Raw genomic sequence first — 20967 nt, 5'->3', positions numbered from 1 at the left:
AAAAATTTATCATGCGGATTGTTGAAAATATTACGGAGTTGGTGGGGCGGACACCTCTAGTTAAGCTAAACCGGATTCCTCAAGAATTAGCTTGTGTGGCTACAATTCTCGTGAAATTGGAAAGTATGAACCCTTCGTCATCGGTGAAAGACCGCATTGGGGTAAGTATGATTACGGCGGCGGAAAAGGAAGGATTAATTGCCCCTGGGAAGACGATTCTGGTAGAACCAACATCGGGAAATACTGGGATTGCTTTGGCTATGGCAGCGGCGGCTAAGGGGTATCAATTAATTTTAACTATGCCGGAAACGATGAGTGCGGAACGGCGGGCGATGTTAAGGGCTTATGGGGCCCAATTGGAACTCACTCCGGGAATTGCGGGGATGAGTGGGGCGATTCGGCGGGCGCAGGAGCTTGTGGATAGAACACCATACTCTTATATGTTGCAACAGTTCCGCAATCCGGCTAATGCCCAAATTCACCGGGAAACTACGGCGGAGGAAATTTGGGAGGATACGGATGGATTGGTGGATATGATTGTGGCGGGAGTGGGGACTGGAGGGACGATTACGGGGGTGGCGGAAGTTTTGAAGGCCCGGAAACCGAGTTTTCAGGCGATCGCTGTCGAACCAGCTAATAGCCCGATATTATCGGGAGGTAAACCGGGTCCCCATAAAATTCAGGGCATTGGGGCGGGTTTTATTCCCCAAGTGTTAAAGTTAGAATTGATTGATGAGGTAATTACGGTTACTGATGAGGATGCGATCGCCTTTGGTCGCAAATTAGCCAGGGAGGAAGGATTATTGTCTGGAATCTCCACTGGTGCAGCCCTTTGTGCGGCGGTTCGGGTCGCCCAACGTCCAGAAAATCAGGGACGCTTAATTGTGATGATTCAGCCTAGTTTCGGTGAGAGATATTTAAGTACACCTTTATTCCAAGACCTAGAAGCGAAAACCGCAACTAGTACCAATTAACAATCTATTGGATTCATGTCCGATTTTAACCACTACAACACCCTCAAAGTTAGTAATCATGCCAGTCAAGCGGAGATTAAACAAGCTTATCGCCGCTTGGTGAAAATTTTTCATCCTGATAGTAATCAAGAAATCACAGATAATGAGCAAATTATTCGTGTTAATGCTGCCTATGAAGTTTTAAGTGATAGTAAAAGTCGTCTTGATTATGATGAAAAACTTCGTCACAGTCAGCAACAATTTCATCAGGTTCGCCAAAAACGCGCAGAATCTGCCCAACAACATTACAAAGCAGCGAGGAAAACTAGAAAAGATATTGATGAAAATATTGAGGAATGGATACGTTTAGTTTATAAACCAGTAAATCGGATACTTTGTACAATTCTTAATTCTTTAGAATCACAAATTGAGGAGTTAGCAGCCGATCCTTTTGATGATGATCTTTTAGACGAATTTCAAGATTATTTAGCATCCTGTCGGGAAGATTTGAAGGACGCACAAATTAAGTTTCGTTCTTTGCCAAATCCCGCTAGTTTTGCAGCAGCAGCAGCCCATATTTACTATTGTATGAGTCAAGTGGGAGATGGAATTGAGGAATTAGCATACTTTCCATTAAGTTATGATCATCGCTATTTACACACAGGACAAGAGTTATTTCGGATAGCTAAAAGATTGTATCGGGAAGCGCAAGAATCGGTGAGTTGATCTAACCGATAGGATAACATCCCGGATTAACTGCATGAATAAATTCACTCCCCGCTAGTGGTCTTCCTCTTTTATAAGCTGCTTCTTGAGGTTGTCCCCAACCTAATTGTAAAATGATTTCTAGAAAGTTCGGATTTTCCCATTTTAATAAAGTTGCCCATTCTGTTCTTTGGACAATTCTTTCTACATCTACTTTGGCAATTTTTTGATGTTGTTTACCATTACTAAAACTTAAATATAAATCCATTTCCCCTGTGACTAAATACCAAAATTCTAAAATTGTATCTTTGGCAGGTTTCAATATTGCTAAATCACTTTCTAAAGCAATTAATTCAGTATCAATTTCTGGATAATGCAGGTTTTTACCTTTAACAGTCATATCTTTCCAGATAATTCCAGAAACTTGATTTTCTCGTTGATATTCATGAATAGAGGTTTTAAAATCTTGGTAGGCCGTGAATCTTTGCAGTCCGTCGGTTCTGACAAACTGGTCTATAAATGGATTACCAGAAACAGTTACATCTAACTTTAAACGTTCACCTTTTAAGCAAGCTTGGCGTTCAGTTGCCAAAATTTGAATTAACTCTTGGGTATTGTAAATATTTGACATCAGAACAAGACCTAATTAGTGATCAATCATCAGTTATTAGTCATTAGTTATGAAACTAATTATTAATTTTGTGTCAGATGGTAATGAAGATTGATTGAAGATTTAATTATTATCTCTTGATAGCAATAGAAATGCCGTATCAGAACCGACTATTTGTTTCATTGTTCATCCCATAGTAATGAATGTCGACATTATTCTATTTTACCTTGAGGAGTAGAATTAGGTTTATGGTCAAAAAAAAGCCCAATTCTCAAGAATCAGGGCTGAACAAGCAGAACTCAAAATTGCACAATTAGCCGAATGCTTAGGATTAAATGTACTGTGGATTCATGCTTTAGCATTACTTGGTTTTGCTGTGGTTTTATTGAGTATTAGTGTGAGTAAGTTTCGCAATCAGTTGAGTTAGGAAATTAACGAGGATCTATGGTAGGTTTTTCTGCAACTAAACGGATTTGATTCTGCTTGACTACTACAGTAATCAGTCCCAAAGGACCTTTAGCTGAAATATTTGACACTCCCCGGTCTAAAGATACGGGGATTCTACATTCAACATAAAATGTCAGTGCAGCATTTATACACAAACCTGATACGATTCCAGCCCATTTACCAGAAATTTTTGTCAATGACAAGATTAAAAAAAAAGAAGTTGGGAATCTCAGATAGAATATTTCTCTGTCCTCTTGGTGCATAACTTCCATGACCACATTTGGTGAAAATCCCTTCTCCCCCCAAGAAATAGCCTCAGAAGGCATAAAACCAGAAGAATATACCGAAATCGTCCGCCGCTTAGGCCGTCACCCCAACAAAGCCGAACTAGGAATGTTTGGGGTGATGTGGTCAGAACATTGCTGTTATAAAAATTCCCGCCCATTACTCAAACAGTTTCCCACCACAGGCCCCCGCATTCTTGTGGGACCCGGTGAAAATGCCGGAGTGGTGGATATCGGCGACGGACTACAATTAGCGTTTAAAATAGAATCCCATAACCACCCTTCCGCCGTTGAACCATTTCAAGGTGCAGCCACGGGAGTAGGTGGGATATTAAGAGATATCTTTACCATGGGGGCACGTCCCATAGCCTTATTAAATTCTTTGCGGTTTGGGGATTTGAATGATCCCAAAACCCAAAGATTATTTACGGGTGTAGTTGCGGGAATCTCCCATTATGGTAACTGTTTGGTCAGTGGCGAAACATTTATCTGGAAAGATCAAGAAGGTGTGCATTTTGATACGATTGGTAATTTTGTAGAATCGCGCTTACCTGCTAATGTCCACACTTTAGAGATAGACGATGCTAATGCAGTTACAACCCTGTCCTTAGACCCAGATCAGCATACTGTAAGTTGGCAGCGTGTCCGCCGTATTTTCAAACGTTGTACCCAAAATCTCATGACTATCCGCACCGCTTTGGGGCGTAAGCTGATAGTTACCCCAGACCATCCCATGCTAATTTGTGCAGAAGGTCAATGGGATGTATCCCCAGCACAATCTTTAAAAGTGGGTGATCAAATTCCCATTATCACCGCTTTACCGGAATTAGAACCAGGAGAAAACCAAAACGCACCCCTAGACTTAATTGCTGGTTTAAACCCAGAAGATGCTAGTGGTAAAGATGTTTATGTACAACTACCGGAAAATTGGCAAGTCACGGAAGTTGTGCGGACTGCATTGCGGTTAATTGAACCTTCAGCTACTAATCGTCATCACTATTTAAGCACTGGTAGACTCCCACTTTCTCACTTTTTAGCCCTAGAACTGCTGCTTAACGTTTCCCGCAGTGATATTAGTCTATTCCGACGTGGCAAAGCTAACTATATGCCAGCAGTTATTCAGCCAAATGAATTATTTGCCCGATTAATTGGCTATTTCTTGTCTGAAGGTTGCGTTTCCCAAAATGGCAACACATACAAAATTATTTTCACCTTTGCCCACCATGAAACAGAGTATGTTGAAGATGTAATTGCTGGATTGAAGCAATTAGGATTACGCCCCTGTGTGGAAAAACGCGCTTCTACTATCGCTGTTTATGCAACTTCGTGGTTATTAGGGCATTTCCTCAAAAATGTATGGCAATGTGGAACTCAAGCCAGTAATAAGGCTTTTCCCGCTTGTATTTTTCAATGGTCACAAAATTTGCAGCGTGAAGCCCTGAAAGGCTTACTGCGTGGTGACGGTTCAATGACTACAAAAACTAATGGTAATCATGCCAAAATCAGTTTTGGGACAACCAGCCATCAATTGTTTGAACAAACAGTTATCCTGCTGCAAAGTCAAGGAGTCATGCCCTATATTTATCAAAGACCAGCGGGGGAAGGAGAAATAGAGGGACGTAAGCACATTCACAAACCATTATGGCAATTGGAAGTTAGTAATTTTGCGGGATTAAAAGAATTAGCAACTGTCTTTAGTCAACAGCGCAATGCAGAATTAGCAGTTGCCCTGAATCGTTACAATGGCAGTAAATATTCATTTCCCCGCTTTACTCAGTCTGCGGCAGATGTGGCTGTTGTCAAAATTAAAAGTATCGAATGTCAAGCCGTTGATGAATGTGATGTTTACGATGTGGAAGTAGATAACACCCATCTTTTTGTAACTTCATCTGGGATTGTTACTCATAACTGCGTTGGAGTGCCGACTGTAGGTGGTGAAGTGTATTTTGACTCCGCCTACTCGGTCAATCCCCTTGTCAACGTCATGGCGCTGGGTTTGATGGAAACGGCGGAAATTGTCAAATCAGGGGCTTCAGGCTTAGGAAATCCCGTGCTGTATGTGGGTTCAACCACCGGACGGGATGGCATGGGCGGCGCAAGTTTTGCCAGTGCGGAATTGACTGAGGAATCAATGGATAACCGTCCCGCTGTGCAAGTAGGAGATCCATTTGTCGAAAAGTCCTTAATTGAAGCTTGTTTAGAGGCATTTAAAACCGGGGCTGTAGTTGCGGCACAGGATATGGGGGCTGCGGGTATCACCTGTTCCACTTCGGAAATGGCTGCAAAAGGTGGTGTGGGGATTGACTTCGATTTAGATAAAATTCCGGTGCGGGAATCGGGAATGATTCCCTATGAATACCTGCTTTCGGAATCTCAAGAACGAATGTTGTTTGTTGCCGAAAAAGGACGAGAACAGGAATTAATTGATATTTTCCACCGTTGGGGACTGCAAGCGGTGGTTGCGGGGACAGTTATTGCAGAACCCATTGTCAGAATTTGGTTTCAGGGGAAAATAGCTGCCGAAATCCCGGCTGATGCTTTGGCGGAAAATACGCCTTTGTATGAAAGAGAATTATTAACAGAAGCCCCCGAATATGCCCAAAAAGCATGGCAATGGACAAGTGATAGTTTACCTGTTGGCAATGCTGCGGGTATTGAAATTGCAGGAAGTCTGCAAAGTTGGAATCAGATTCTATTGACTTTGTTAGATACTCCCTCTATTGCTTCTAAAAGCTGGGTTTATCGCCAATATGACCATCAAGTTCAAAATAATACCGTATTGTTACCCGGTGGTGCTGATGCGGCTGTCATTCGTATCCGTCCCTTAGAAGCACCCCAAAATCCAAAATCCAAAATCCAAAATCTAAAATCCGGTGTTGCGGCTACGGTAGATTGTAATTCTCGTTATGTCTATCTTGATCCTTATGAAGGGGCAAAGGCAGTAGTCGCGGAAGCTGCCCGCAATCTTAGCTGTGTGGGTGCTGAACCCATCGCTGTGACGGATAACCTCAATTTTGGTAGTCCAGAAAAACCCATTGGTTATTGGCAATTAGCGTCCGCTTGTCGGGGTTTGAGTGAGGGTTGTCGGGAGTTGGGAACGCCGGTAACTGGGGGGAATGTCTCTCTCTACAATGAAACTTTTGACGCAGAAGGTAATCCCCAACCAATTTATCCGACTCCGGTTGTGGGTATGGTGGGATTGATTCCTGATTTAACCAAAATTTGCGGACAAGGTTGGCAAAATGCAGATGATATAATTTATCTTCTAGGTTTATCAATTCAATCCAAAATCCAAAATCCAAAATATAAAATAGAATTGGGTGCTTCTGAATATTTGGCAACTATTCATAATACGATCGCTGGTAAGCCCCCTAGAATTGATTTTGATTTAGAACGACTGGTACAAAAAGCTTGTCGTGAGGGTATTCGCGCTGGTTGGGTAAATTCTGCCCATGATTCGGCTGAGGGTGGTGTGGCTGTTGCTATAGCGGAATCTTGTCTTTCTGGGAATTTGGGGGCGGAAATTAATTTCCCAATTAGTGCAAATCACGATTCCCGTTTTGATGAAGTTCTTTTTGGTGAAGGTGGGGCGAGAATTTTAGTTTCTGTGAGTGGAGAAAACCAAGAAAAATGGGAATCCTATTTACACCGAACTCTTCCAGAGAATTGGCAAAAACTGGGAACAGTAAATAATTCCGGTAATTTAGAGATTTTAACCGCAGATAACCATAAGTTACTCCAGGTTAGTCTCGAAGATATGAGCGATCGCTATTCTCAGGCAATCTCTAAACGTCTCGCTATCTACACCAATACCTAATCAACAGCAAAAATCAAGGTTTGAATACGAAAATTCACAATTCGCACTTGATTCTTAACCAATTTACGGTACTGTTTTAATGGATGGTTAAAGATTTGTTAAGAAGAAGGAGTCAGGAGTCAGGAGTCAGGAGTCAGGAGTCAGGATAAAAATTAATTATTCCCAATTCCCAATTCCCAATTCCCAATTCCCAATTCCCAATTCCCAATTCCCAATTCCCAATCACCAATCACCAATCACCAATCACCAATTCCTAGTTCCCACTGAATCGACACCCCACCAGGAGCAATACCAGCATGATTCCCCTTAATTCCGTTACCTCGGATGAAAACGCCTGTGACAAGCCAGAAGAAGCTTGTGGTGTGTTTGGCATCTATGCCCCAGAACAAGACGTTGCTAAATTGACCTACTTTGGATTGTATGCTCTTCAGCATCGGGGTCAAGAATCTGCTGGAATTGCTACCTTTGAGGGTACGCGTGTCCACCAGCACAAAGATATGGGTTTGGTGTCTCAAGTCTTTAATGAAATCATTTTAGATCAATTACCCGGAAATTTGGCAGTTGGTCATAATCGCTATTCCACTACCGGTTCTAGTCGCAAAGTTAACGCCCAACCCGCTGTAGTAGAAACTCGGTTGGGTTTATTAGCTCTAGCACATAATGGTAATTTAGTCAATACCGTAAAATTGCGAGAAGAGTTGCTCAAAGATAAGTTTAACTTAATCACGACCACGGACTCGGAAATGATTGCTTATGCGATCGCTCAAGAAGTCAACGCTGGTGCAGATTGGGTAACAGGGGCTATGAGTGCCTTTCATCGTTGCGAGGGTGCATTTAGTCTGACTATTGCCACACCTGATGGTATAATGGGAGTCCGTGACCCCAACGGCATTCGTCCCTTAGTTATTGGTACTTTAGATAGTAACCCAGTCCGTTATGTTCTCGCTTCCGAAACCTGCGGTTTAGATATTATCGGTGCGGAATATCTGCGTGATGTTGCCCCTGGAGAATTGGTTTGGATCACTGAAACTGGTTTAGAATCATTTCAATGGCATCAACAATCAGAACGCAAACTTTGCATCTTTGAAATGATCTATTTTGCCCGTCCTGATAGCCTCATGCACAACGAAACTTTATATAGTTATCGAATGCGGTTAGGACGGAAAATGGCGGCTGAAGCCCCTGTAGAAGCTGATTTAGTGTTTGGTGTTCCTGATTCTGGTATTCCTGCGGCCATTGGTTTTTCCCAAGCTTCTGGTATAGCTTATGGTGAAGGACTGATTAAAAATCGCTACGTCGGTCGCACCTTTATTCAACCTACCCAAGCCATGCGGGAATCAGGGATTAAAATGAAACTTAATCCCCTTAAAGATGTCTTATTCGGTAAGCGAGTTGTAATTATTGATGATTCCATTGTCCGGGGAACTACTAGCCGCAAACTTGTGCAAGCCTTGCGTGATGCTGGTGTGTCCGAAGTCCACATGAGAATTTCTTCTCCTCCTGTAACTCATCCTTGTTTCTATGGTATTGATACTGATACCCAAGATCAATTAATTGCGGCGACAAAATCAGTCGAAGAAATAGCCAAGCAATTACAAGTTGATAGTTTGGCTTATTTGAGTTGGGAAGGAATGTTAGAAACCACCAGAGAAGATACTAATAGTTTTTGTTCAGCTTGTTTTACTGGTAATTATCCCGTGGCTATTCCTGAAAAAATGAAGCGTTCTAAGTTGATTTTGGAAAAGGTTGTAGTTTAGGAAATCGGGAATATCCAAGAAGTAATTAAATTGATAATTGATAATTTATAATTGTCAATTGTCAATTTTGGGGATAAAATAGAACATTAATTGAAACTAATTCCTCTTGTCACAATTCCTAATTGGAGATTGAAAACTTATGTTGAACATTACAAACACCAATTTTACACTGACAAGCAATAACTTCACTCATGAAGCAATGAGAGAAATAGCTTACAGTATGGATTTATTAATTCCTGGATTTTACTTATGGCTACCAGGAATACATATTCGGTTTGGTGGTGCTATTCCTGATGATCAACCTTACAGATATCCAGGTACGATACATAGTAATGTGGGTATGGCTTTAGTATTACCAGGTTATAAGATATTCACAACTTATCAGGGTAGTTATGACCCTCAATAAGCATCAAATACAGGGACTACCAAAGTTTAAATGTACAATTTTAGATGCAAATCAATTTGAAAAATTAATGATTGATGCTGGTTATTCTATATCGGGAACTGCTCCAGCGCAAGGTAACAGAATTAAAGTTTGGTGGGTTCATGAACAATACCCAAGAGTAGAATCTATTTATACTCCTGATCAGAAAAAGGTAATCACTGCTTATCATGTATAATTAAAATACTGCGGCTACTCAAAAACTAAAGGTATGCTTTAGAAGCAATTAAAGCCAGGTGAGTAGATTTAAATAAATCATTGATGTTTTTCAGGACGACAAAATATACAGCTTTCTAAAAGGTCAGATGATGGAGTTTTACGAAGTTCATTGATGAGATTACTTGTAGGTGAAGACTCTGGAATAGGAATATTATCTTCTTTTAACCCATCTTCCGCACCCTAAACTGTCACACAACGAAAAATGGTCGTTGGGGGATTTGGGATTAGCGATAGCCACATAAAATTTCGACCTTTTTGTATAAAAATCATCCTTTAATATATTAAAAAGTCCGAAATTACCGATTGTGACACCGGGGGGTGCGGAATGTGGGATTAAAAATCAATTAGGCAAAGCAACTAATCGTCCTACTTTACGCTGGATTTTTCAATGCTTTCAGTGTATTCATTTGGTTACACTCAATCAGGAGAAACATATTTCTAATTGGAATAAGGACAGAGATTTTATCTTGAGTCTTTTACCAGATGATTGTTTACGTTACTATCAATTAGTCAGCTAATTATCATCTCTATAAATTTAATTTCTATGAGTAAAGATGAGCTAATCTCTTTGATTTATAGCTCCATTTTACTATGTCTATAATTTCGTTTTTTACTTTAATTGATTAGTCTAACTTATAATTATTTCTTGAATATCTCCTTTCGCTTATCTATTGACCTCTCCAGGTGGTGTGCATTCTTATTGCTTCTTATTGAGAATAGATTTTGATGACATTTTTGGTGATTTACTGTTTCTCAAATGCCTTTTTTCACTTTATCTGTTTGTTTTGATGCTCCCTTTGATTTTCATCTCCGTAATTTCCCTCTGTAACATTTTGGGGTGCGGAATGTGGGTTGTAGTTTAGATAATTCTATCATCTTGTGGGGTGGGCATCTTGCCCGCGCCTCAATATTTAATTGTCAGAATCAGCATATCCAGGATTTTAGGATTTACAGGATTTGATTGACTTTTTACCTGATGAAAATAAATGTAAGATTCAATTATTCCCAATAGTCGGTTTAAACCGACTTTAGCTTTTAGACAGGGAATTAATTCCCTGGCTTCCTTGTCAGAATCAGGATATCCAGGATTTAAGGATGTACAGGATTGCAGTTTGTAGATTTTCTGTGAAAGTTAGCAAACATTAATCAGACAGAATAAATCTACTTGGCCATGGATTTTTGAGAAATAACACGTAAAAATAGTTAAAATTATCATCTATATAATTTTAATATCTACAAAATTTTATTAACTATTATCTACTTTCTTATCCTGTTAATCCTTTAATCGGTGAGTATCCTAATTCTGACATTTTTTATATATTCAGTTAAAATAATCATAAAATACATTTTCATCGTTTAAATCTCCACCCATGCAATTAATTCTCTACAGCAAACCCGGTTGTCATCTTTGTGAAGGCTTACAGGAAAAACTAGCACAAATCAAAAATCTCAGTTTCCAGCTAGAAATTCGAGATATTACCACCCGTGAAGATTGGTTTGCAGCATATCAATACGAAATCCCGGTACTGCATTTAGTCACCAGGGACGGCACAGAAAAACTGATACCCCGTCCTTCTCCCCGTCTCAGTATCGAACGTTTAGAAAAAATGTTAGGTCAATATGTCTCCCAATAGATGACAAAATGATGCAGAATAAGCGCAAGACAAGCTTGTGGCGAGGTTCACCAGATGAAATTACGGGAATTATTAGCGACTGTAGATGGGATTAATTCTGTAAATATACCAGATATTGATATTCAGGGACTTAAAACTAATTCCCATGCTTGCACGGTGGGAGATTTGTTTATCGGAATGCCAGGAACTAGAGTAGACGGTGGAGAGTTTTGGCCAGGTGCTTTAGCTGCTGGTGCTGTAGCGGCGATTATTTCTTCGGAAGCAATGCAGAAAAATCCGCCTACAGCTAACTCTGTAGTCATTAGTGCCGATAATATGACTAAAGCCTGCGCTCAAATAGCCGCAGCTTTTTATGGTTATCCTGGACAAAAACTGAAAATGGTGGGTGTGACGGGGACAAATGGTAAAACTACCACCACTCACCTGATTGAATATTTCCTAACTCACGCTAATTTACCGACGGCGTTAATAGGCACACTTTACACCCGCTGGCCTGGTTTTGAGGAAACTGCTGTGAATACTACTCCTTTTGCAGTAGATTTGCAGCAACAATTAGCTAAGGCCATGAATGCTGGTTGTGAAACTGGGGTAATGGAAGTTAGTTCTCATGCTTTGCACCAGGGTAGAGTTTTGAATTGTGCTTTTGAAGTGGGGGTATTTACCAACCTTACCCAAGACCATTTGGACTATCACAAGGATATGGAGGACTATTTTGCCGCGAAAGCGTTGTTATTTAGTCCCAATTATCTCCACGGACGGGCAATTATCAACGCTGATGATGCTTATGGTAAACGGATAATTGCGTCCTTGAGTCCAGAACAGGTTTGGAGTTATAGCGTTAATGATAGTACCGCTGATTTTTGGATGAGTGATTTAAATTATCAACCAAATGGTGTGAGCGGAATTTTACATACTCCCCAAGAAAATGTAGATTTTAGTTGTCCTTTAGTTGGTCAATATAACTTAGAAAATCTTTTAGCTGCTGTGGGTGCGGTTGTCCATGTGGGTTTAGATTTGCAATTGGTAGCAAATGCCATTCCTGGGTTTCCCGGCGTTCCTGGCCGCATGGAACGGGTGCAAATTCATCCACAGCAAGATATTAGCGTGATTGTAGATTATGCCCATACTCCCGATAGTTTGGAGAATTTACTGAAAGCTGCCCGGCCGTTTATTCCTGGTAAAATGATTTGTGTGTTTGGTTGTGGAGGAGACCGCGATCGCACTAAACGTCCAAAAATGGGTAAAATAGCGGCTGAACTCGCAGATTTAGCAGTAGTGACATCAGACAACCCCCGTACAGAAAACCCAGAAAAGATATTACAGGACGTATTAGCAGGTATTCCTGATATAGTACAACCAATGGTTGTGAGCGATCGCGCTACCGCAATTCGGACGGCTATTTTACAGGCTCAACCTGGAGACGGTGTATTATTAGCCGGGAAGGGTCACGAAGACTATCAAATTCTAGGTACTGAAAAAATTCATTTTGACGACAGAGAACAAGCACGGGAAGCTTTACAGCAAAGAATAAATAGCCAAAATTAATTAACCCATCTTCAAGGGGTGGGGTTTCCCCGCCCTTGTTTCGCACCAAGTTGCAAAAAATCTATTTTACAAGATTACTCGGTAAGCGTAAAGCTCAGTCACAAAGCGTGCTGAGATATAAGCGACACGGGCGAAAATATTTAGCCTAACTCGTTGACTAGTAACAGTAGGTGTGATATACTTTCAAAAGTTCCATAATTTAAGTATAACTAAACAACGTAAAAACTTAACTAATTTGGTTGAGTGCGTAGTCATACCTAACAGTATTGCAGTTTAGGAAAGCTAAATTTGGTGAAAAATGAAATACAAAAATCGAGTACGGTAGGGATACGGTCATTAACGCTTTAGGAGAATCGACCTCTGTTTTTGTTGGAGTAATCCAGCAATTGTAAGTTGGCTCATTGATTAAAGAATCTCAGTGTCTTTAGACCTGAGAGTGTCAAACTTGATGACCGACTTCCAAAGGTAAGAAAATTGTTAATACTTCCCCATTTTGAGGACGTTGACGCACAATCAACTTTCCACCAATTGCTTGAAATAAATGCTTAGTTGCTGCCATATTTAAACTAATTGCCCCTGTTTCCGGCTGAAACATTAATAATTGACCTAAAGATTTGCGAATTGGTGGTGTTGTTGTATAGCCTTTATCTTGACAATCAAACTGAGGAGATAATTGCAATTTTAGCTGATCACCAGCAGTCATTACTTGCACCTGAATACAACTACCAGCAGGTAAACTGCGAGTAAAATTCTCTATTAAACCAGTAAGTACCCGGTCTAACATCGCCGGATTACTAACCACCGTGGGGAATTGCTTCGGTAAAACCACATTTAAAGTTAAATTACGCCGAGTTGCTGCTTGTTGCCAACGGGGAATACTTTGCAGTAAAATATCCTCTAAACACATTGGGGTCAAGTGTGAATTAGCCAATTTTAAAGGTTGTGATAAATTCTCTAATTCTGCTGCTTTAAATAATAACTCCATTCGGTCAATTTGTTCAGTACATTCATGATCAATAACTTCTAAACGACTGATTACATTCCCCGGCAAATCCTGCCGTTTTAATAGTAACCGTGTCATCATCCGAATAGTTGTCAATGGAGTACGAACTTCATGGGCAAAGGCTTGGAGTAATTCTATGTCAGAACGAGATGGAGATTTTGGCGGTGGAGTTGGTGAATGAAAATGTGATGAAGTATGTGTAACTGGATTATTTCCTGTAATTGTTAATTCTTGAAGTAATAACTGACTAAATTGAATTATAGTGTGATAATCTGGTGCAACCAAAGGATAGTTTTGCACCTGAATATCTAAATCAGCAAACAATTCTGGATTAGTTAAAACTACCCTAGCACCTAAAGATTGCCAAGCTTTTTTGACTATTTCCGGTTCAAAGGAAAACAAAAACTCTTTTTTACCATTTTGATGTTCCCCCAAAACCAAAACTAATCTAAATTTATCTGTAAACACCAAACAAAACTGTTCCGCACCCAAAGGATCAGCCGGTAATAAAGGTAAGATAGATTCTTGAAAAGTAGTATTATCGGAAGTATTTGTTTCTATATTATTTATATTCCGCGCCATTTCTGATGGCATAATGAATGGCATCAACGCCAAAGGGTTAAAAGGTCTGGCTGTAAAAGTTACCGTTTGTAACCGTTGTGTTAGTTGGGGGTGACTAAATAAAGGTGCAGGTGCGGCTAATACCAAACCTGGAGTAGTATCAGGTGAAGTTGCAGCTAAAGTTTTCAACAGCAAGTTTTCCGTGGCTGCGAGACTGACACGCCATTGCTGTTCTGCTTTAGCCGAGGAACACTCAGCAAGATGAGATTGATTTTCAGATAAAACTTCCTTGAGACTTGGCAAAATCCATTCGTACACAGGTTTTCACCTCTTGATTGCTTCAGCAGCTAATGGTGGTTATATTTAGACATTTGCAAACTATATCTACGAGATTATCGTCATTAGTGTGAAGATAGAAAGTGGTATAACCGAACAATTCAGGTGCAATATCCTCTCTTTGTCGGTTGTCAGTTGTCGGTTGTCGGTTGTCATTGGGAAGAAATATTCCCCCACTTCCCCCACTTCCCCCACTTCCCCCACTTCCTCCACTTCCCCCACTTCCCAGTCCCCAGTCCCCAATTATCAATCCCAAAAAAGATGCGGCTGAGTCTCTATGATAGAGAATATAGAGATAGTGGCTATCAGTGAGCATCAAACCGTCAATATTCTATAGCCATGAGTACAATTAAATTGGCTCTTTTCAATAAAAGCGTTTTAATTTAGTTATTGGAAAGTTGTCATATTGTCAGTTATCCAGGTATTTGGTTTATGACTTTTGGGTGTAGCAATTTAATTCTTTTTTAAGATTTGCTCCTGGGCATCACTCACAGTAAAATCCATCACTTCAAGTATTCAATTTTGGAAATCAACATGAAAAAGCTCATTCCTTTTCTCGTTAGTAGCGTTTTATTAGCTGGTATGGTTGGTTGTCAAGAAGCACCAAAAACAGGTTCAGAAACTACTGGTACTACCAGTGAAACTCCTGCTGTACCAGCCAAACCCGCTTCTGATACGACGCGGATTATAGATAATTCTACTGCAACTCCTACTGCAACTCCTTCTGCAACTTCTACATCTACAACCGACTTAAAAACTGAAATTAGCAAAAAACTAAAAGCCAGTTTACCTGAGAATAAGTTGGAAGTAGTCAACAAAAATGGGGCAATTATCCTTAAAGGAACAGCAACTTCTCAGCAAGAAATCACACAAGCTGAAACTTTAATCAAGGAAGTAGCTGGTGTGAAAAGTGTCAAAGTAGAAGCTAAAGTGAAGACAGAGAAAAAACCTTAGTCATTCTATTTTATCCCATTGGGATAGTGAATTGGTTTTGCAATCATCTATTTTTCAAATGGGTATAACTTGAGATTAAAATCTATCAGGGCTTACTTTAGTTAGTAAGTCCTGTTTTTGGGGATTTTCTACCCATTTCTTCATCACCAATTACCCATTAAAAATATGTACGATACTAGTTGTGTAATTCCCATTATTAAATCTCCCAAAGATTATCAAGCATATCGAATTAGTCCCCGTGACTCTAACCGATTAGCAATTATCTTTGATTCTGCCAGTGCTAATACTTCTTTAACTTGTTGTGTGGAAATCTTTGATGTTGGTGGACAAACACCACCAAATCGGCATCAATGGGCTGTAGAAATGTTTTTTATCCTTAAAGGAGAAGGCATTGCAATTTGTGATGGGAAAACAGTAAATATCAAAGCTGGAGATAGTTTGTTAGTACCACCAACAGGGACACATTTAATTAAAAATACTGGTAAAAATCGTCTTTATGCCTTAACAATTATGGTTCCTAATGAGGATTTTTCAGAACTAATTCGCAGTGGTATTCCTGTGGAATTAGATGCTGAAGATATGACTATTCTGGGAAGATTAGATTCTTTGAAGTTTTTTTAAGTAAGTAGGTAGACGGGAAAAATTGTTGTTATGGCAAGGGAACTTAATTCTTGGGAAATTTTGGCATTGGGATATACAGCACTTTCCGGTGTTATGAGATACATATCCAGCGGGCAAGATGCCCGCACTACAAAAGTTTCATAATTCATGTTTTTTTGCTCTCTTTTTTATAATTGTGAAAAAAGATTTTGCCAATCAATGATAGTCGGTCTATCTCCTTGATTGACTATTTCAAAAACTTTGTTAATAGAATTTTGATAAAATAAACTTTCTACACAAGTTGCAGCTACATCAATTCGGCTAGTATCACCGGAAATTGTATCTCCTTTTCCAAAAATGACGTTTAATTTACCTTCACTTGTGGCTTTGAGTAGGGTATTGAGATCATAGGATGTATAAGGGCCATCGGTTAAACGTCCGGGACGAATGATAGTATAAGGGATTCCCGAATTAATAATGGCTTGTTCTCCTTTTTCTTTAGCATCAAGTACACCAAAAAGATTCAAAATATTAAAAGGAAATTGATGTTTACGGAGAATTCCGCAGGAAGAAACAAACACGAAGCGGTTTAAGTTTTTTGGTGCTGCGGAGATCAGATTAATTACACCTTGAGTATCAACTTTAGTCGGGGTATTTTTCGCTTTGTCTTCTAGAAATTGGGGATTAAATGCAGTTATTACCAATTCGATCATATTGGGGGTTTGATTAAATTCCCATCTTGCGGAGGGAAAAGCGGTAGTTCCTGTACAACAAATAATGGCGGTAATATTTGCCATTGCTGCTGTCAATGTGCTGGGTTTACAGATATCACCAATTGCAATTTCTACTTTGTTATTAAACATTTTTGTGGCTTTTTCGGCATTCCTGGTGAGAATACGAACTGGTAAGCCTTTTTCTAATAGTTTACTAACTACAAGTTGTCCAACTCCACCGGTAGAACCAACAACTAAGATCAGATTTTCACTAGTATTCATAAATGGAATATCTCTGGAATAGGGTATATTTAATCTACAATAATTTTGGTTTTACCTTTATGTCCATGAATTAAGGCAATTTGTTCCCATCCTTGAGTATACCAGGCTGTGGATTTAGGTGATTTCAACCATTGCATAACTGCAATATTAGCAGAATGTTGACTAATATCTTGATGGAAAAGTTGAAAATAACATCCTATGGCAACTATACCAGTGCCGCTGATACCTGTTACATCTTGATCCCTTACTAGTTTAAAACCTTGGAGATGATAGTTATTTCGTGAGTTTTCTCCAAATACTAATTTTCTCCCTCTTTGATTTTGCAGTTGTTGAAAAGATGGTAGAGATGGAAAGGTGGCATAACTGGAATGTGGTAAAATTCTAGCCATCGCTACTTGTCCATCTGGTAAAATAAAACCACCACCTATAATCTGCTGCAATGGTTTTGCTTCAGGTTCAATTAACCAAAATGTTTGCTGATTTGGTTGCATAAGCATATTTCTCTGCTTTTTATATCTGGATAAATTAGAAGTATTATATGATATGCGTTAAGATTTAAATCAGTAATATCTAGAGACTTAAAGTTTATGGTTAAGAAAATTCGCCGAGTTTCCAAAGTTATCCACAAGTCACGCGATAAAGAATTTTTTCACCAAGCAGGAACTCCACCAGGAACAATCATTGTTGATGAAAATGCTGAACAACCAATTATTTTTCTGATTGACTATAACCAAACTCAACTGATTCAGAAACAAATAAGTTATCCAGAAGAATGTCTTAATTATTTGGATACAGAATCCGTTTCTTGGGTAGATGTTCAAGGTTTAGGTAGTACAGATATTTTGCATCGTTTAGGTCAAACTTTTGATTTACATACTCTAATTTTAGAAGATATTGTCAACATGGTAGAACGACCAAAAATCGAGGATTATGAAGAGCAATTAGTGATTATTGCCCACATGGTTGTACCTAATCATAATAATGGCGGTTTTTATAGTGAACAAGTGAGTTTAGTTTTAGGTAAATATTATGTTTTGACAGTGCAAGAAGAACCAGAACATGATTGTTTTGATGGGGTGAGAATGAGAATTAATAAGAATAAAGGTATTATCCGCAGACAAAATAGTGATTACTTGGCTTATTCTTTATTAGACGCAATTATTGATGGATTTTTCCCAGTTTTAGAACTGTATGGGGAAAGAATTGATGATTTAGAGGAGGAAGTAATCGTTAATCCTAGTCAACAAACATTGCAAAAAATATATCAAATTCGGCGGGAATTATTACAACTACGTCGCGCAATTTGGCCACAAAGAGATGCAATTAATTCTTTAATTAGAGATGGGAGTGAATTAATTAGTGATGATGTGAGAATTTATCTAAGAGACTGTTATGATCACGCAGTTCAAGTCATGGATATAGTGGAAACTTATCGAGAATTAGTAGCTGGTTTAATGGATGTGTATTTATCAGCAATTAGTAATAAAATGAATGAAATCATGAAACTGCTGACGGTGGTTTCTTCTATTTTTATTCCTTTGACTTTTATTGCTGGGGTATATGGGATGAATTTCAATACCGAAAAATCACCCCACAATATGCCGGAATTAAATTGGTATTGGGGCTACCCGCTATGTTTAGGAGTAATGGCGTTAGTGGCAATCAGTTTACTATACTTTTTTTGGCGACGGGGTTGGTTGACTAATTCTGTTAATTTTCAAAAAGATATTCATCGCTAAATTCGATAAAATAGAGACGTTTGATTAAACATCTCTAAGTGATGAATGCAATTAAATAACAGGGGCTGCTGTAAATATAAACCACAGCAACAATGCTAGAACTAAAACACCAATTTTCACAAGCAGATACGTATAAGCATGAGGGATCAGCAAATTTTGGGTTGTCATATTCCACCTCTACTTACTAGTGCTTAACTAGTTATTTAACAAAAGGAGTATTTTTCTCAATACCTTTGGCATTTTTGTTACGAATCAAGGCTTTTTCCAATTTGGTGAAGGTATTATTTATTAACTCCATTTTCTTATGTTCCCATTATCGCTTAAAAATTGGCTAGTACCGCAGGGCAGAATTAAAAATTAATAATTAAAAAGGAGACGATACAGGCTTTTTAAGTATTTTTAATTATGAAAAAACTCAGTACAAATATTTGTGCGTTTGTTTCCTGTCTCCAACGACGGAAGTCACAAAACCTCTACTCTTCTACTTTTATACAGCAGATTTCGCTCTAATGAGATACCAACTTGAATTATGAAACTCTTGTAGTGCAGGCATACTTCGACCCTTCGACAGGCTCAGGGCATCGCAAGCTCAGTACAAGTCTTGCCCGCTATATATGTACCTCATAACACCGGAAAGTGCTGTAAGTAGCAAGTTTTGGGTGAGATTTAGACCCCACCCTCTTGCCAGTTCTTTGTTTCCTCTGTAAGAATGGAATTTCAAATTAAGTAAGTAGACGAAAATAAATCAAAGTAGATTAAGTAATGTAAAAAATCTGGAGATGATTTCGTAGTAAGGGCTTCAGCCCTCAAATGAGGAATAAATTCCTCACTACAAACTTTGAATTATTCAAGCCGTTCTACTTACTGTAATTCAAAACCGAGATTATTCATCAATACAATTAGGAATACCTAAAACTGCACAAGGAAAATTATGACCTAGTGTTTCAATCAGCGGATGATTGATAGATTTGCAGCCTAAAAATAGAATATCAGCAGTTTCTAATTCCACAACCTGATTAAGTTCTTTAACAATGTTACCAAACCGTAAATGAGATTTAAATGAACCCTGCCATTCTTCGGCTAAAGTTTTTGCTTGCCAAAGAATTCTATCTGCTTCCTGGAGATAAGTTCTCGATTCTCTTTCTAACTGCGGTAAAATTGCTGTTCTTTTGGGTTGATTTAATCGGAACGTGACTGGCTTTGATATATTACTTAATTGGCATTCTAATTGAGCTTTATTATCAGCAACATTGAATATATCAACATACTGATAATTGCAGTTTTCTTCTACTACATAAACAGCTTGAACTGTAACTTGCGAGTTAGTTGCTAAACTCGTTTGGTAGGCAATCCAACAGGCAATATCTAGGGCTGTATGACTTTGAGGTGAACCATTATAGCCGACAATTAAGTTAGCTGATTTTGTCTGGGAACCTCTTTTAGCCAATGATTTTTGAGTCTCTGGTAATAGCACCATTTGTTCAATTAAGTCATCACGACCTATCGCACTTTGCAAACGTGCCAACATTGTTTTGATTTTCACAGTTTTAACTTCTCTCCCTTGAAACGATTAACCAACGAGAAGCAGGGATAACAATTTTAGATATTAGATTTATCTTAAATCCAAAATCCGCAATTGATTAAGGAAGCCCCAATCATAACTGGTGTTACAGCCAAAGTTTTGGAGGTTCCTTCCATTGCCGACGGAGTTAGCTGACGGGCTAAGACTGGAAGGTGTCTCTCATAAGATTAGCCCCAAATACTTGGTTCCTCCGCTTCAAATTCAGCTTTCATGAATTTGGATTAGGCTACCCACTAAAAATATAGTAATACTATTGCACTAGGTTTAGATAAAGTCAAGTTTAAGAATATTGAGGATATGCTTGTAGTGAGCAGCTTAATTACTGATTTCCCCTATTTTCTCTAATATTTAATGATTTAAACTACTTCAACTTAGCAAAAATTTAGAAGTCAGAATTTAGCCATAATTCATTGTTAAACTATGTTTAATGGCTATTTACCAAAGTCTAGGAAAAATTAACTTCTGGTTTTATCCCTCTGCTACTGTGTTCATCATACTTATTGGTTGTTACTGTTAAGCTTATGATTAGCTAGTGTTTGTTAACAATGCTAATTTTTGCAGAGTCATTAGCATTTTTTAGCACTTCGTTTACTAATAACTTGATATATGCTGATTTAATTTCGCGTAAAGACGCTAAGAATAATTTTGCATCTTTGTTTGAAATCAATAATCATCAATAACATCAGAACGGTGGGGGAGTTATTGACGCAGTAATTTTTCTTTTTTGAAATTTAAAAAATTGTGCATTTTATGTTTATCTCATTTATGAATTGAATAAAAGAGC

At 38.8% G+C, this 20967-nt stretch carries 18 protein-coding genes, 1 pseudogene and 1 riboswitch; of the genes and pseudogenes, 13 read left to right on the top strand and 6 right to left on the bottom strand.

Annotated features, from left to right (window positions below):
* Positions 1-11 precede the first annotated feature (11 nt).
* Both cysK and HGD76_RS07245 read left to right on the top strand, forming a co-directional pair.
* Positions 12-974 carry a cysteine synthase A gene (cysK, locus tag HGD76_RS07250; RefSeq protein ID WP_168695361.1) on the top strand — a complete coding sequence of 321 codons (963 nt, stop codon included), beginning with the start codon at positions 12-14 and terminating at the stop codon, positions 972-974.
* 15 nt (positions 975-989) lie between these two features.
* The gene (locus HGD76_RS07245; RefSeq protein WP_168695360.1) at positions 990-1679 is read left to right on the top strand and encodes a J domain-containing protein; all 690 of its coding nucleotides are present in this window, start codon (positions 990-992) and stop codon (positions 1677-1679) included.
* A gap of 1 nt (position 1680) precedes the next feature.
* Here the strand turns inward: HGD76_RS07245 and HGD76_RS07240 are convergent, their stop codons facing one another.
* The gene (locus tag HGD76_RS07240) at positions 1681-2289 is read right to left on the bottom strand and encodes a hypothetical protein (RefSeq protein ID WP_168695359.1); all 609 of its coding nucleotides are present in this window, start codon (positions 2287-2289) and stop codon (positions 1681-1683) included.
* Positions 2290-2985: 696 nt separating this feature from the next.
* Between HGD76_RS07240 and purL the strand changes: the two genes are divergently transcribed.
* From purL to HGD76_RS07200, 7 genes and pseudogenes are all read left to right on the top strand, one after another.
* Positions 2986-6816, top strand: coding sequence for a phosphoribosylformylglycinamidine synthase subunit PurL (gene purL / locus HGD76_RS07230; protein WP_168695358.1), 3831 nt, complete (start codon positions 2986-2988; stop codon positions 6814-6816).
* Positions 6817-7112: 296 nt separating this feature from the next.
* Positions 7113-8573 (top strand): amidophosphoribosyltransferase, encoded by a 1461-nt coding sequence (gene purF, locus HGD76_RS07225; protein ID WP_168695357.1) that lies wholly within the window; start codon positions 7113-7115, stop codon positions 8571-8573.
* A gap of 139 nt (positions 8574-8712) precedes the next feature.
* Complete coding sequence (locus tag HGD76_RS07220; RefSeq protein WP_148766155.1) at positions 8713-8979, top strand: hypothetical protein; 267 nt, start codon at positions 8713-8715, stop codon at positions 8977-8979.
* Positions 8966-9193, top strand: a complete 228-nt coding sequence (locus tag HGD76_RS07215) for a hypothetical protein (RefSeq protein ID WP_148766153.1) — start codon at positions 8966-8968, stop codon at positions 9191-9193. Before HGD76_RS07220 ends, HGD76_RS07215 begins: the two co-directional genes overlap by 14 nt.
* Before the next feature lie 370 nt (positions 9194-9563).
* A pseudogene (locus tag HGD76_RS07210) lies at positions 9564-9752 on the top strand (IS1634 family transposase); the annotation flags it as partial.
* An 852-nt stretch (positions 9753-10604) separates the two neighbouring features.
* The gene (locus HGD76_RS07205; RefSeq protein ID WP_015083559.1) at positions 10605-10868 is read left to right on the top strand and encodes a glutaredoxin family protein; all 264 of its coding nucleotides are present in this window, start codon (positions 10605-10607) and stop codon (positions 10866-10868) included.
* 54 nt (positions 10869-10922) lie between these two features.
* A complete protein-coding gene (locus HGD76_RS07200; protein ID WP_168695356.1) occupies positions 10923-12413 on the top strand; it encodes a UDP-N-acetylmuramoyl-L-alanyl-D-glutamate--2,6-diaminopimelate ligase in 1491 nt (496 codons plus the stop codon).
* Positions 12414-12852: 439 nt separating this feature from the next.
* Here HGD76_RS07200 and HGD76_RS07195 read toward each other — a convergent pair whose 3' ends face one another.
* On the bottom strand, positions 12853-14295 hold the full coding sequence (locus tag HGD76_RS07195) for a sensor histidine kinase (RefSeq protein ID WP_168695355.1): 1443 nt from the start codon (positions 14293-14295) through the stop codon (positions 12853-12855).
* A 123-nt stretch (positions 14296-14418) separates the two neighbouring features.
* Here HGD76_RS07195 and HGD76_RS07190 point away from each other — a divergent pair, with 123 nt between their 5' ends.
* From HGD76_RS07190 to HGD76_RS07180, 3 genes are all read left to right on the top strand, one after another.
* The gene (locus HGD76_RS07190) at positions 14419-14625 is read left to right on the top strand and encodes a hypothetical protein (RefSeq protein WP_168695354.1); all 207 of its coding nucleotides are present in this window, start codon (positions 14419-14421) and stop codon (positions 14623-14625) included.
* A 222-nt stretch (positions 14626-14847) separates the two neighbouring features.
* Complete coding sequence (locus HGD76_RS07185; RefSeq protein WP_168695353.1) at positions 14848-15267, top strand: BON domain-containing protein; 420 nt, start codon at positions 14848-14850, stop codon at positions 15265-15267.
* 165 nt (positions 15268-15432) lie between these two features.
* Entirely contained in the window at positions 15433-15888 is a 456-nt protein-coding gene (locus tag HGD76_RS07180) for a cupin domain-containing protein (RefSeq protein WP_168695352.1), read from the top strand.
* On the opposite strand, the gene HGD76_RS07175 is transcribed toward HGD76_RS07180, so the two are convergent.
* The 3 genes from HGD76_RS07175 to HGD76_RS07165 are packed head-to-tail and all read right to left on the bottom strand — an operon-like array spanning position 15885 to position 17359.
* A complete protein-coding gene (locus HGD76_RS07175) occupies positions 15885-16037 on the bottom strand; it encodes a hypothetical protein (protein WP_168695351.1) in 153 nt (50 codons plus the stop codon). The two genes, HGD76_RS07180 and HGD76_RS07175, sit on opposite strands and share 4 nt — an antisense overlap.
* An 18-nt stretch (positions 16038-16055) precedes the next feature.
* Positions 16056-16862 (bottom strand): SDR family oxidoreductase, encoded by an 807-nt coding sequence (locus HGD76_RS07170; protein WP_168695350.1) that lies wholly within the window; start codon positions 16860-16862, stop codon positions 16056-16058.
* A 29-nt stretch (positions 16863-16891) separates the two neighbouring features.
* On the bottom strand, positions 16892-17359 hold the full coding sequence (locus HGD76_RS07165) for a hypothetical protein (RefSeq protein WP_168695349.1): 468 nt from the start codon (positions 17357-17359) through the stop codon (positions 16892-16894).
* A 90-nt stretch (positions 17360-17449) separates the two neighbouring features.
* On the opposite strand from HGD76_RS07165, the gene corA reads away from it, so the two are divergent.
* Entirely contained in the window at positions 17450-18601 is a 1152-nt protein-coding gene (gene corA, locus HGD76_RS07160) for a magnesium/cobalt transporter CorA (RefSeq protein WP_148766134.1), read from the top strand.
* Positions 18602-19484: 883 nt separating this feature from the next.
* On the opposite strand, the gene HGD76_RS07155 is transcribed toward corA, so the two are convergent.
* A complete protein-coding gene (locus tag HGD76_RS07155) occupies positions 19485-20129 on the bottom strand; it encodes a universal stress protein (RefSeq protein WP_168697390.1) in 645 nt (214 codons plus the stop codon).
* A gap of 155 nt (positions 20130-20284) precedes the next feature.
* Positions 20285-20400, bottom strand: a riboswitch (cyclic di-AMP (ydaO/yuaA leader).
* Between the last annotated feature and the right edge of the window lie 567 nt (positions 20401-20967).

It is taken from the genome of Dolichospermum flos-aquae CCAP 1403/13F, from assembly GCF_012516395.1.
GTDB classification, from domain to species: Bacteria; Cyanobacteriota; Cyanobacteriia; order Cyanobacteriales; family Nostocaceae; genus Dolichospermum; species Dolichospermum lemmermannii.
This window is presented reverse-complemented; position numbering and strand designations above follow the sequence as displayed.

Excerpts from the sequence above, each read along its gene's own strand:
- HGD76_RS07200 (WP_168695356.1), top strand. The coding sequence starts at position 10,923 with ATGAAATTACGGGAATTATTAGCGACTGTAGATGGGATTAATTCTGTA.
- HGD76_RS07220 (WP_148766155.1), top strand. The coding sequence starts at position 8,713 with ATGTTGAACATTACAAACACCAATTTTACACTGACAAGCAATAACTTC.
- HGD76_RS07185 (WP_168695353.1), top strand. The coding sequence starts at position 14,848 with ATGAAAAAGCTCATTCCTTTTCTCGTTAGTAGCGTTTTATTAGCTGGT.
- HGD76_RS07180 (WP_168695352.1), top strand. The coding sequence starts at position 15,433 with ATGTACGATACTAGTTGTGTAATTCCCATTATTAAATCTCCCAAAGAT.
- HGD76_RS07205 (WP_015083559.1), top strand. The coding sequence starts at position 10,605 with ATGCAATTAATTCTCTACAGCAAACCCGGTTGTCATCTTTGTGAAGGC.
- purL (WP_168695358.1), top strand. The coding sequence starts at position 2,986 with ATGACCACATTTGGTGAAAATCCCTTCTCCCCCCAAGAAATAGCCTCA.
- HGD76_RS07165 (WP_168695349.1), bottom strand. The coding sequence starts at position 17,359 with ATGCTTATGCAACCAAATCAGCAAACATTTTGGTTAATTGAACCTGAA.
- cysK (WP_168695361.1), top strand. The coding sequence starts at position 12 with ATGCGGATTGTTGAAAATATTACGGAGTTGGTGGGGCGGACACCTCTA.
- corA (WP_148766134.1), top strand. The coding sequence starts at position 17,450 with ATGGTTAAGAAAATTCGCCGAGTTTCCAAAGTTATCCACAAGTCACGC.
- HGD76_RS07215 (WP_148766153.1), top strand. The coding sequence starts at position 8,966 with ATGACCCTCAATAAGCATCAAATACAGGGACTACCAAAGTTTAAATGT.
- HGD76_RS07240 (WP_168695359.1), bottom strand. The coding sequence starts at position 2,289 with ATGTCAAATATTTACAATACCCAAGAGTTAATTCAAATTTTGGCAACT.
- purF (WP_168695357.1), top strand. The coding sequence starts at position 7,113 with ATGATTCCCCTTAATTCCGTTACCTCGGATGAAAACGCCTGTGACAAG.
- HGD76_RS07245 (WP_168695360.1), top strand. The coding sequence starts at position 990 with ATGTCCGATTTTAACCACTACAACACCCTCAAAGTTAGTAATCATGCC.
- HGD76_RS07170 (WP_168695350.1), bottom strand. The coding sequence starts at position 16,862 with ATGAATACTAGTGAAAATCTGATCTTAGTTGTTGGTTCTACCGGTGGA.
- HGD76_RS07155 (WP_168697390.1), bottom strand. The coding sequence starts at position 20,129 with ATGTTGGCACGTTTGCAAAGTGCGATAGGTCGTGATGACTTAATTGAA.
- HGD76_RS07175 (WP_168695351.1), bottom strand. The coding sequence starts at position 16,037 with ATGAATTATGAAACTTTTGTAGTGCGGGCATCTTGCCCGCTGGATATG.